At 68.7% G+C, this 10,644-nt stretch carries 11 protein-coding genes and 1 pseudogene; 4 read left to right on the top strand and 8 right to left on the bottom strand.

All coding sequences use genetic code 11. From position 1 onward, the window contains the following. Nucleotides 1-98: 98 nt before the first annotated feature. From ACIRQP_RS33695 to ACIRQP_RS33675, 5 genes are all read right to left on the bottom strand, one after another. Nucleotides 99-263, bottom strand: coding sequence for a plantaricin C family lantibiotic (locus ACIRQP_RS33695; RefSeq protein ID WP_403897076.1), 165 nt, complete (start codon nucleotides 261-263; stop codon nucleotides 99-101). Nucleotides 264-434: 171 nt separating this feature from the next. Then, entirely contained in the window at nucleotides 435-1,199 is a 765-nt protein-coding gene (locus ACIRQP_RS33690) for an ABC transporter permease subunit (RefSeq protein WP_403897074.1), read from the bottom strand. After that, complete coding sequence (locus ACIRQP_RS33685) at nucleotides 1,196-2,113, bottom strand: ATP-binding cassette domain-containing protein (RefSeq protein ID WP_403897071.1); 918 nt, start codon at nucleotides 2,111-2,113, stop codon at nucleotides 1,196-1,198. Before ACIRQP_RS33685 ends, ACIRQP_RS33690 begins: the two co-directional genes overlap by 4 nt. Before the next feature lie 187 nt (nucleotides 2,114-2,300). Next, a complete protein-coding gene (locus tag ACIRQP_RS33680) occupies nucleotides 2,301-2,609 on the bottom strand; it encodes a transcriptional regulator (protein WP_403897069.1) in 309 nt (102 codons plus the stop codon). Then, nucleotides 2,609-3,115, bottom strand: a complete 507-nt coding sequence (locus tag ACIRQP_RS33675) for a hypothetical protein (RefSeq protein WP_403897067.1) — start codon at nucleotides 3,113-3,115, stop codon at nucleotides 2,609-2,611. The genes ACIRQP_RS33680 and ACIRQP_RS33675 overlap by 1 nt, the downstream gene beginning before the upstream one ends. Nucleotides 3,116-3,306: 191 nt before the next feature. Here ACIRQP_RS33675 and ACIRQP_RS33670 point away from each other — a divergent pair, with 191 nt between their 5' ends. The 3 genes from ACIRQP_RS33670 to ACIRQP_RS33660 all read left to right on the top strand — a co-directional run bounded on the left by ACIRQP_RS33670 (nucleotide 3,307) and on the right by ACIRQP_RS33660 (nucleotide 6,949). Next, nucleotides 3,307-4,227: an ABC transporter ATP-binding protein gene (locus ACIRQP_RS33670; protein ID WP_403897064.1), complete on the top strand. Its 921-nt coding sequence runs from the start codon at nucleotides 3,307-3,309 to the stop codon at nucleotides 4,225-4,227. Next, the gene (locus tag ACIRQP_RS33665) at nucleotides 4,224-5,399 is read left to right on the top strand and encodes an ABC transporter permease (RefSeq protein ID WP_403897061.1); all 1,176 of its coding nucleotides are present in this window, start codon (nucleotides 4,224-4,226) and stop codon (nucleotides 5,397-5,399) included. Before ACIRQP_RS33670 ends, ACIRQP_RS33665 begins: the two co-directional genes overlap by 4 nt. A gap of 263 nt (nucleotides 5,400-5,662) precedes the next feature. Next, nucleotides 5,663-6,949 carry a cation:proton antiporter gene (locus tag ACIRQP_RS33660; RefSeq protein WP_403897059.1) on the top strand — a complete coding sequence of 429 codons (1,287 nt, stop codon included), beginning with the start codon at nucleotides 5,663-5,665 and terminating at the stop codon, nucleotides 6,947-6,949. A 28-nt stretch (nucleotides 6,950-6,977) separates the two neighbouring features. Here ACIRQP_RS33660 and ACIRQP_RS33655 read toward each other — a convergent pair whose 3' ends face one another. Next, the gene (locus ACIRQP_RS33655) at nucleotides 6,978-8,048 is read right to left on the bottom strand and encodes an IS630 family transposase (protein WP_403897057.1); all 1,071 of its coding nucleotides are present in this window, start codon (nucleotides 8,046-8,048) and stop codon (nucleotides 6,978-6,980) included. A 49-nt stretch (nucleotides 8,049-8,097) separates the two neighbouring features. Between ACIRQP_RS33655 and ACIRQP_RS33650 the strand changes: the two genes are divergently transcribed. Further along, nucleotides 8,098-8,454, top strand: coding sequence for a hypothetical protein (locus ACIRQP_RS33650; protein ID WP_403897054.1), 357 nt, complete (start codon nucleotides 8,098-8,100; stop codon nucleotides 8,452-8,454). A gap of 478 nt (nucleotides 8,455-8,932) precedes the next feature. On the opposite strand, the pseudogene ACIRQP_RS33645 reads toward ACIRQP_RS33650, so the two are convergent. Together ACIRQP_RS33645 and ACIRQP_RS33640 are read right to left on the bottom strand one after the other, a co-directional pair. Continuing rightward, nucleotides 8,933-9,637 (bottom strand): annotated as a pseudogene (locus ACIRQP_RS33645) (transposase); the annotation flags it as partial. A gap of 78 nt (nucleotides 9,638-9,715) precedes the next feature. After that, nucleotides 9,716-10,024, bottom strand: coding sequence for a hypothetical protein (locus tag ACIRQP_RS33640; protein WP_403897052.1), 309 nt, complete (start codon nucleotides 10,022-10,024; stop codon nucleotides 9,716-9,718). Between the last annotated feature and the right edge of the window lie 620 nt (nucleotides 10,025-10,644).

Raw genomic sequence — 10,644 nt, 5'->3', positions numbered from 1 at the left:
ACGTGCCTCGCTCAGCTCGATGAGCTCCGCCTCGTCGTACTCTCCGAGGATGTTCTTCTCGTTAGGCATGGTGCTTCCTCTCTCGCCTTCTTCGAAGGTCAGTTGCAGTTGGCCTGGCATTCCTTGGTGAGGGTGCACCAGCCGCCGCTGTTGCCCAGCGCGTCCGACAGCGAGAAGGTGTTCGTGGTGCACGCTCCGTACGCAACGCCGTCGAAGTCCTGCTCTTCGATCTCCTCAAGGAGGGACAGGTCGCCCTGGTACATGGAGGTTCTCCCTTGTGTGATGGATGCGGGCGCCGAACTGCCGTTCGTTACCGGCGCCTGCACCGATCATGGGAGGCCGAGATTCGACTCCCGCATCGCCGACGAGGGAGAGCGCGCATCGGCTGCGCATAAGGTCCGCATGCGCGAGGCGCACGGACCGCACCGGTGCCGTCAGGCGTCGCGGCGTCGCAGGGCCAGGTAGCCGGCGATCGCCGCGCACGCGGTCCATCCCGCGAGGACCGCGAGTCCGGACCACGCGTTCAGCACGTACTCCTCGGGTGCGTGCCGGTAGAGCACCAGCCCGCCGGCCTGGTCGGGCAGGAACTGCGCGACCTTTCCGACGCCGGGGACGTTCGTGAGGATCGTCGAGAGCGTGAAGAAGAGCGGCACGAGGATGCCCATGGCGATCGCGGAGGAGCGCAGGAGGACGGCGACACCCATGGAGAACAGGCAGAGCATGGTCGCGTAGAGCACTGCCCCGATCAGGGCGGGCAGCACGCCGTCGTCGGTGAGGGACACGCTCTCGTCCCCCATGGTCGCCTGGGCGAGGAGGAAACTGGTGAACGTGGCGGCGACGGACACCGCCGCGGCCGTCAGGCCGCCGGTGAGCATCTTGGCCGTGTAGAAGACCCCACGCCGGGGCACCGCGGCCAGTGAACTGCGGATCGTCCCGGAGGAGTACTCGCTGGTGACGACCAGCACACCGAAGACCACGAGCCCGATCAGCCCCAGCCGCAGCCCGCTGAATCCGGCAGAGATCGGGTCGAAGGACGAGGGGGCGGGCTTGTCCGCGTACTGGTGCTGCACGACAGCTCCGGTGAGTACGGCGTACGCAAGGCTGAGGACGACGCAGACGACAAGGCTCCACGGCAAGGAACGCAGGGTGCGCACCTTGGACCACTCGAAACCGACGGCCGCGTTCAGGTCGTTGCTCATCGCACTGCCTCCTGCTCTGCGCGGTACTCGACGGCATCTGCGGTGAACTGCATGAACGCCTCCTCCAGAGAGGCGGTCCTCGGACTGACCTCGTAGACGGCGATCCGGTTCTCGGCGGCCAGGGTGCCCACCGCCCTCGGGTCGGCGCCCACAGCCTCGAGTGACCCGTCGGGGCCGGCGTCCACGTGGACGCCACGGGCGGCCAGGAGGTCGCGCATGCGCTCGGGCTCGGGCGTGCGGATGAGGACGTAGGACCGGGAGTTGCCCGTGATGAAGTCCTCCACGGATGTGTCGGCGAGGAGCCGGCCGCGTCCGATCACGACCAGGTGCCCGGCGGTCAGCGCCATCTCGCTCATCAGATGGCTGGAGACCAGGACCACACGGCCCTCGTCCGCCATGCGCTTGATCAGGTCGCGGATCCACTTCACGCCCTCCGGATCGAGGCCGTTGACCGGCTCGTCGAGCAGCAGTGCCTGAGGGTCACCGAGAAGAGCGGCGGCGATGCCGAGACGCTGAGCCATGCCCAGTGACAGCCCCTTCGCCCGCTTGTCCGCGACACTCGCGAGCCCGACCATCTCGAGGAGCTCGTCGACACGCCGCAGCGGCAGCCGGTTGCTGCGGGCCAGACCGGCCAGGTGTCCCCGCACGCTCCGACCGCTGTGCACCGCGCGGGCGTCGAGCAGCGCGCCCACGGCGGCCAGGGGGCGGGGCAGGTCCTCGTAACGCTTGCCGTCGATGAGGACCTCGCCCGAGGTGGGACGGTCGAGACCGATCATCGCGCGGATCGTCGTCGACTTTCCGGCGCCGTTGGGCCCCAGGAACCCGGTCACCCGCCCCGGCTCGACGCGAAAGCTGAGCTCATCGACCGCCCGGGTCTTTCCGTACCATTTTGTCAGCTCTCGCACTTCGATCATCACAAAGAGTCCCCTATTATTAACTTTCCGTACATGAACATGGGTGCGAAAAAGGACGGGCCGGTACCCGACTTCCCGTTCAGTCACATCGCGCCCGTCCCGGTGCCGCGGCAGACCCGCGCGGGGCGGGTCTCCCGGGGATCGGAGTCACTCGTGACCTCCGGAGTCAGCTGGACGTCACGAGTGGTCAGTCGGCCGGCCGCGCGGCGCGCGCCGTCGCCGCGATCCGCTCCAGCGCCGCCGCGTGCCGCGCGAACGCCTCCCGCCCCTTCGGCGTGAGCCGTGCGAGTGTGCGCCGGACGCCCACACCCACCTGCTTTCGCACCTCGACATACCCCTCGGCCGCGAGTGCCGACAACTGCTTGGACAGCGCGGAGTCACTCGTGCCGATCGCGTCCCGGATGAATCCGAACTCGGTCCATCCCGCGGGCGCCAGCAGGGCGACGATCGTCAGTCGTGGGGCCGGGTGCAGGAAGGCGTCGAAGTCGGCGTCCATCAGTACCGCCGCTCCGCCCGACGTCGCAGCCGCGCCTCGGCGGCCCTGCGAGCACGGGGTGCCACCAGCAGGCAGGCCCCGACCACTACCGCGGCGGCGATGAGATGCGGTGTCGGCACCCCGCCCGAGGAGAGCGCCGCCGCCAGCCCCCGGAACAGCCCGAACGCGGCGATGCCGCAGGCCAGCCCCACCAGCGCGGCTCCGGCGCCCAGCCTGTTGCGGACCGGGGCGCCGTGCGTGCGGCGGACCACCATCAGCGCCACCAGCAGCAGCCCCGGGACCAGCACCGCACCACCCCAGGGATTGGGCAGGTCGAAGGACGCAAAGGAGATGAACAGCAGCAGCGCCGCCGTCAGGAGGGAGGAACGGGAAAGGCCGAACCGCAGTTCGGCCACACCGGACTGTTCCTGCCGTCTGCGGATGTCCTCGAGCGCGGCTTGAGCGTCGGCCGCCGTCACGGCCTGCCGATCGAAGGGGTTCCTGTCGCGCTTGCCGTCGTACGCCATCGACCCTCACATCGTCCTGAGGAGCACTTCTACTTTCCTGTTGAGAAAGTAGCAGGTATTTTCCCGACAGGAAACTAGACTCCGCGCACAGATCAACAGCACAGGAAGACGGAAGGGGAGGGCCCGTGAAACCTTTGGTGCTCGAGGAAGTGTCGAAGCGCTTTGGATCCCAACAGGCGCTGGACTCACTCATGTTGACCGTACAACCGGGGGAGATATCCGGCTTCGTCGGCGGCAACGGGGCAGGCAAGACCACTGCCATGCGCATCGGCGTCGGGGTGCTTGCACCGGACCGCGGACAGGTGCTCTGGGGTGAGGCACCGGTCGGGAGACTGGAGTCGGCACGGTTCGGCTACATGCCGGAGGAGCGCGGGCTGTACCCCAGGATGACCGTGGCCCGGCAGCTGATCTACTTCGGCGAGCTCCACGGGCTGTCGCATGCCGATGCCTGTGAGGCGATGGTCCGCTGGACGGAGAGGCTGCGGATCACCCAGCACCGCGACAAGCGGGTGAACACCCTCAGCCTGGGCAACCAGCAGCGCGTCCAGCTGGCCGCCGCCCTGGTCCATGATCCCGAAGTGCTCATCCTGGACGAGCCGTTCTCAGGGCTCGACCCGCTCGCCGTCGACGACATGAGCGACGTCCTTCGCGACAAGGCGGCACAGGGTGTGCCCGTTCTCTTCTCCAGCCACCAATTGGATCTGGTCGAGCAGCTCTGCGACCGGGTCTCGATCGTGCGCGCCGGACGCCGCGTGGCCTGTGGTTCCCTCGATGAGCTGCGGCCCGCGGAGGCGAGCGGCCAGGTGTACGTCGAGGTCGAGGGCGCCGGCGAGGACTGGCCCGCGGGCTGCACCGCGGCTGCCGGATTCCGGGCACACCAGCAGGGCGTCCTGGTCGACCTCGCCGTGGGCCACACCGAGAACGACCTGCTGATGGAGGCCGTGCGGCACGGCACCGTAACGCAGATGCGGCGACACGTACCCAGCCTCGTCGAGCTGTTCCGGGACCTGGTCGAACCGGTCGGGGACCCGCCGCCCGCAGGCTCCGCGGCCACCGGCGCTCCGGCCCCGGGGAAGGCCCGTACCTCCGACTTGGACAAGGTGTCCGCATGAAGCGACCCGGCTCCGAGCAGCACTCGCTGCGCCCCACCCGCGTCCGCCTGGTCTACGTCCGGGAACTGAGGGCGCGGATGTTCACCAGAGGCTATCTCGTCAGCCTGGTTCTGCTCTCCCTCGTCACCTTCGGTCTGGTGATCGGCTTCAACCTGATAGGGCGCAGCACCTCCGCCACCGTGACCGTCTGCGGCACACCGGCCGCGTCGCTCGGAACCGCGCCGCCCGGTGCGCGGGTGACGTCGTGTAACGGCATGACAGAGGCGCGCAGGCTCGTCGAGAGCAAGGACGCGGACGCGGCGGTGGTCGTCGCCGGAGGCCACGCGTCCCTCCTGACCCGCGCCGATACCAGCGATCAGGCTCGGGCGGGCGCCGACGCACTGGCCAGGACCTGGGCCGGCCACCAGGCCCTGCTCCGGCAGGACGTGGATCTGGGGCGGCTGGCACGGGACACCGCGGCCGCCGCACCCACCACTGTGACCGTCGGGAAGTCCGTGGGAACGCTCCAACTGGGCGCCGCGGCAAGCCTGACCATCGTGCTGTTCATGCAGATCGTCAATCAGGGATCCGTGATCGCACAGGGGGTGGTCGAGGAGAAGTCCACCCGGGTGGTGGAGGTACTGCTCGCCACGCTCACTCCGCTGGAACTGCTCGTGGGCAAGGTCTCCGGCATCGTCACGGCCGGCATGTTGCAGGTGGCCACGATGCTGTGCGCGGTGGTGGGGGCGCAGTCGGTGATCTCCGAGCAGACCACCGCGATGCCGGGGCCGCAGGCCCTGGTGGTGACGGTGCTCTGGTTCCTCCTGACCTTCGCCATGTTCGCCTCGCTGTACGCGGCGGCCGGATCACTGGTGTCCAGGCCCGAGGACCTGCAGGGCGTGCTGACACCGGTGATGCTGCTCGCCCTGGCGCCGGTCGGTGCGGCGACGGCGGCCGCCGCCCATCTCTCCGCGCCCTGGGTCTCGGTCGTGCAGTACATACCGCCGTTCTCCGGCCTGCTGATACCGCTCAAGGCTTCGGTGGGCACGGCGACAGTGCATGAGCAGCTTACCGCCGCCGGCATCCTGCTGGTGGTCACGGCCTGCTGCATGATCCTCGCCGGGCGGATCTACCGCAACTCGGTGCTGCGGGTGGGCGCGCCGGTACGGTGGCGCCAGGCACTGACCGCCTGACCTGTGGTTTCCATCGGCGGGAGGCACGGGCCCGGTGGTGAACCGCCGGGCCCGGCCCCCGCCCGGCTCCGCGAGCGGCCTGACATCGCCGCCCCATGAGGCGCGGTCGGCGCCGCGGGGCCTGCACGCCGCTGCCCCGTCTCACGCTGCCGCGGACAGCGTCCGCCCCGCCCGCTGCCGTCGACGCGGCTCGATGCGCACTTCCCTTTCCGCCGATTCCGTCGGGCAGACACACTGCCCCTCGCCTAAGACCGGTAGCTGCCATGAGCACCAGCCCAGACCTTGTCCACCTCTTCATCGGGATCGCGTCCGCCGTCGTGCTGTCCCGGATCGCCGGACGGATCGCCGTCCGGCTGCGTCAGCCGCCCGTGGTCGGCGAGATCGCCGCCGGCGTGCTGATGGGCCCCACCGTCCTGCACGGTGTCGTCGGCGAACTCCTTTTCCCCACGGACATACGCCCGATGCTCTCCGCGGTCGCCAACATCGGACTCGCCCTCTTCATGTTCGGCGTCGGCCTGCACCTGCGACCGACGGACCTGTCAGGGCGGTTGAGGGCTACGGGCATCGTCGCCGTCGGTGCCACGGCCCCCATCTTCCTGCTCGGTACGGGACTGGCACTGTTTCTGACGCCGGAAAGCCCGGGCGGCGATTCCGCCGCCTCCGTCATGTTCCTCGGTCTCGCGCTCTCCATCACCGCCCTGCCCGTCCTGGCCCGCATACTCACCGACCGGGGCCTGACCGGCACCCTCGAGGGCACCGTCGCCATGGCGTCCGCCGCGGCGGTGGACGTACTGGCCTGGATCGCGCTAGCCGCCCTCACCGCGCTCGTGTCGGACGGACGTGCGATCGTTCTGCTTTTCGTGCCCTATCTGCTGTTCATGCTGGTTGCCGTACGGCCGCTGCTCGCCCGTACGGCCTGGCGGCCCGGAGCACTCGCACTGATCGTCGGCGCGCTGCTCTCGGCCGCCGCGACCGAGGCCATGGGCATGCACCTGATTTTCGGTGCGCTGCTCTTCGGGCTCGTCGTCCCTCGCGACCGCGGGAACTCCGCCGACGGTACCGAGACCTCCGCGGCCCCGGTCGCCGCAGCTCCGTCGGCGCTCGACCGTCTGCGCGAGTCCGCCGAACAAATCTCCGCGCTCCTGATGCCGGCCTTCTTCGTGCTCAGCGGCCTCTCGGTGGATCTCAGCGGTCTGGACGTCCACGGGCTGGTCGAGCTGGTGCTGATCATGGTGGTGGCGGTGGTCGGCAAGACCGGCGGCACCTACGCCGCCGCGCGGATCGGCCGGCTACCGGCACGTTCGGCGGCGATGCTCGCCGTCCTGATGAACACTCGGGGCCTGACGGAGCTGGTGGTGCTCTCGGTCGGACTCCAACTGGGCCTGCTCGACCAGGACCTGTACTCGATCATGGTCGTCATGGCCCTGGTCACCACTGCCATGACCGGGCCGCTCCTCACCCTGCTGGACCGCCGCGCCCCGGCCGGGCCGCCGGTGTCCGGCGACCGCGGGGACACGGGCCATGAACTCGCAAGCCCCGCGGAACCCTAGTGCTACTCCGCGTTAGTTCGTGGAGGTGTCATGTGGCTTTGACTGGGCTGGCCTCGTAGGTCCAGCGGTAGGGCTTGGCAGTGGTGTTGTGTGCGATCACGTAGGCGTCCATTTTGTCGATGAGGTCGTCGCGGCTGGGGAAGTCGCCGTGCCGTAGGACACGGCGGGTCAGGGCTGAGAAGAACAGTTCGACCTGGTTAAGCCAGGACGCGTGCGGCGGGGTCCAGTGCACGTGCCAGCGGGGGTGGTCGGCCAGCCATGTCTTGGTTGTCCGTGCGATATGGGAGGCGCCGTTGTCCAGCACGACGTGGATGGCGTGGATCGGGTTGATGGTCCGCTCGAGCATCCGCAGGAAGTCGATGAAGGTCGCTGCGTTGTTACGGGCGATGGGCTGAGTGAGGACCTCGCCGGTGCGCACGTTGAGCACGGCGCTGATCGAGACGGTGCCGTGGCGGATGTACTCGAATTCCTGGCGTGAGGGCCGGCCGGGTCCGGCGGGACGGCCGGGGTGTTTGCGGGAGCGGGCGGCGATGGCGGTCTTCTCGTCGATGGACAGCACCACCGCGTTGTTCGGCGGGTTGAGGTAGAGGTTGCAGATGTCGGCGGCCCGTTCCCAGAACTGGGGATTGTCGCGGCGGGTGAGCCAGCCGCGGACTTTGTGCGGCTTGAGGTCCAGGTCGGCCAGGATCCGGCCGACCTGGGACGGGGAGATGGCGGCGGACGTGGTCTCCGCGACCACGGTGGCGATGGTCCGGTGCGTCCATGTCGACTCCGGGTGGGGCGGTGCGCTGGTCGCGGAAGCCACCACGGCCAGCCGCACCCGGCTGTCGTAAAGGCGGGGCCGTCCCGGGCGTGGAGCGTCTTTGAGTCCCTCCATCCCGGCGGCGGTGAACCTCCCTCGCCACTTGCGGACCGTGTTCACGCTGACTCCCAGCGTGCGGGCGATGGCGGCGTTGGATGCCCCCGCAGCGGCAGCGAGCACAATCTTCGCGCGCAGCACCGCCCGTACTTGCCCGCGCGTGGAGCTGGCAAGGCGTGTCAATCGCGCTCGTAACGCCTCGTCCAGCTCCACCGGCACTGCCTGCCTGTCCCCACCCATGACAGGTGATCATGGCGCAGCGCGATCGTTGCCGGGCAGGATGGGGACCGTGCCGAAGAATCCGCCCGAGTCCATGCAGCACCACCTCCGCGTCCGACTGCGCGACCGCGCGCGGGAACGCTGGCCCCAGCTCTCGGGTGTCCAGGTCCGTTTTCGTACCGGATTCGCCTACGTGGCGGGCGAAATGCCGGGCGATGAGGAACCGCTGCCGCTGTGCCGACTGCGCTTCACCGGCGTCCTGCACACCTGGGGCTTTGCCATATACCTCGCCAGCAGCGGCAAGTACCAGGACAACTTCCTGCCTTCCGGCCTGCCATTCGGCTCGCCCGAAGAGGCGCTCGACTGTGCCTGCGGTCTCTACCTCAACGACCCCACTGCCTGGACCACACCACCCTCCACGAACTAACGCGGAGTAGCACTAGATCGCAGGGCCCGCACTTCACCGACGATCTCGAAGAGGCACAGGAGATGCTCGCCCTCGCGAACCTGTTCATGAGACGGCCGGACGAGGCAGCGGCCCAGCTGAGCGCGCACCCGACACAGGCCGCCGGGACGCCGTGCCCTGATCTTACGGCGCGGGGCCGACTGCCTGCAGGGGCACTGTGGGCCTCGCGAGCTGAACACCGACGCCTGGAGCTGGCCGGCCGGACTGTGAAAGCCAGCCATGACCGACCCGCGCCGAGCTGCAGGCGCACCCCGAGAGCCTCACGGGGACACCGACCGCCTGAAGCGCCGACCGCATCGTGCACGCCGGCGCAGCCGATCTCACGACGAAGCCCTACCGGAGCGCTCCGGTAGGGCTTCGTCGTCTCACGGCTCCGCGCAGGGGTCGCGTCAGGATGGCTTCCGGCGGAGCCTCGCCGTATCACCAGCTGTCACACGGCGCGCTCCACCGCGGCCGCATCCCTCACGATGGCCCGGGCCACCGCGGCGATCTCGCCGGTGAGCAGGTCGATCTTGCCCATGGCTTGGCCGGTCCGCCGTCGCAGTGTGCGTGAGATTTCCTTCAGCCGCCGTCCAGCCGAGCGGCTGCGGTCATGGAACCGGGTGCGCTTGGCGGCGCCTGCGGCCTTGATCCGCCGCACCAGCCGGCCCAGCTTACGGACTCCGTGTTCCAGCAGGCCGGCGTATGTGGGGTGGTCGATGTCGGCCTCGATCACGGTGGTGTCGACGCGCTTGCGGCCTCGCAGCAGCTTATCCTCGGCCAGTTTGCCCAGCAGGGCGGCGTTGAGCTGTTCGACGGCCCGCGGGCCGCTGCGGCGCAATAGTTTGATCAACTTGGTCGGGCGGGGCACCGGAGAGATCGGGGCAATGCGGCAGAACCGTCGCCAGCTGAGCGAGTCCGCGACCTCGCGGCACAGCGTTTCGTAGCCGGGCTGGTACCGGTGTTTGAGATACAGCAGTCGCAGCAGTGTCTCGACCGGGACTGACGGGCGGCCCAGCCTCTGGGCGAACACCGTCCGCCACGGGGCGACGAACCTCTCGTCGTCCAGGAATGCATCGATCCTGGCCAGCTCGGCAGGTAACTGCCGTGCTTGCTCCGGCAACACCTGCCACCATGTGTCCTGCGCTCCCGTGACCCGCAACACCGCCACCACCCCCGGCCGCCGATGACCCGCATCAACTGTCCCGACTCACTAGCAGCCCGCACCAGCTCTCGCCAAAGGTCAACCCACCGCAAACCCCGGCTTTTTCAGGGGCAAGTAGCCAGAGCCCTCAAGGAGTGCCTTGCCGAGGACACGCGATTCCGCTCCGCCGCCGAGGAACACGTGAGTACAGATGACGAGGACCTCGCAGAGCAGAATTGGCAACATCGACAACGAGAAGCCGACCTCATGCACCATCATCCAGTCCATCGTGTCCGGGTACACGGTGGGCCGACCCCAGTCCGGGTCGTAGCCGACGGCATCAACATGTCTGGCGAGTCCGGGGACGACGGCCGCCGGACGATCACGCGAGGTTATCGGCAAGGGCACGGCCGATGCTTGGCCCCCGCCGCGACGCCGTCGACGAGCGGGCCTGAAATGCGTGTCCGGGATGGCCGCGGGGAGCGCCCTACTGCCACCAACAGCGGCCTCCCACTGGCCAAGTCAACCCATACGACGCCCCTCTCCCCCGCCAGCGCCGCCCGCCACCTGCCGCTATGCCACTCGGCGCGTTCAAGATCTGGAGGGAGTGTGCACCGAGACAGGGAGCACTCGTGGTCAAGGGGTCGCCGGAAACAGTCAAGGGGTCGAGCGGGAGCACGACCCCTTGACGAAAACCCGGACAAGGGGTCGAAAAGCCGAGCACTTGACCAGCACAGCGGTGCCGAACGGCAGAGATCTTCACCGGGAGCGACACCATCGGGCGACCCACGATCAACCGTAGATTGACGTCGCTCCCAGCTTCCGGCGCTTTGGGAGCGGCCCGGCTCCCACTCGCTCCCAAAGCGCTCCCGTGAAACGCCTCAGGGGCCATCCGAAGATGACCCCTGAGCTGCGAAAATATCCGACATCACTGTCGGGACGACAGGATTTGAACCTGCGACCCCTTGACCCCCAGGAGTGTGGATCACCTGGATTATCCGCACATAGCAGACTTAATCCGGGTGCAC

The organism is Streptomyces sp. NPDC102274, assembly GCF_044766385.1.
Classification (GTDB): domain Bacteria; phylum Actinomycetota; class Actinomycetes; order Streptomycetales; family Streptomycetaceae; genus Streptomyces.
The sequence above is the reverse complement of the archived record's forward strand: the minus strand, read 5'-3'. Positions and strand labels throughout refer to the sequence as shown.

What these genes read in the sequence shown, in the direction of transcription:
- ACIRQP_RS33695 (WP_403897076.1), bottom strand. Translation starts at nt 263, where the DNA reads ATGTACCAGGGCGACCTGTCCCTCCTTGAGGAGATCGAAGAGCAGGAC.
- ACIRQP_RS33690 (WP_403897074.1), bottom strand. Translation starts at nt 1,199, where the DNA reads ATGAGCAACGACCTGAACGCGGCCGTCGGTTTCGAGTGGTCCAAGGTG.
- ACIRQP_RS33685 (WP_403897071.1), bottom strand. Translation starts at nt 2,113, where the DNA reads ATGATCGAAGTGCGAGAGCTGACAAAATGGTACGGAAAGACCCGGGCG.
- ACIRQP_RS33680 (WP_403897069.1), bottom strand. Translation starts at nt 2,609, where the DNA reads ATGGACGCCGACTTCGACGCCTTCCTGCACCCGGCCCCACGACTGACG.
- ACIRQP_RS33675 (WP_403897067.1), bottom strand. Translation starts at nt 3,115, where the DNA reads ATGGCGTACGACGGCAAGCGCGACAGGAACCCCTTCGATCGGCAGGCC.
- ACIRQP_RS33670 (WP_403897064.1), top strand. Translation starts at nt 3,307, where the DNA reads ATGTTGACCGTACAACCGGGGGAGATATCCGGCTTCGTCGGCGGCAAC.
- ACIRQP_RS33665 (WP_403897061.1), top strand. Translation starts at nt 4,224, where the DNA reads ATGAAGCGACCCGGCTCCGAGCAGCACTCGCTGCGCCCCACCCGCGTC.
- ACIRQP_RS33660 (WP_403897059.1), top strand. Translation starts at nt 5,663, where the DNA reads ATGAGCACCAGCCCAGACCTTGTCCACCTCTTCATCGGGATCGCGTCC.
- ACIRQP_RS33655 (WP_403897057.1), bottom strand. Translation starts at nt 8,048, where the DNA reads ATGGGTGGGGACAGGCAGGCAGTGCCGGTGGAGCTGGACGAGGCGTTA.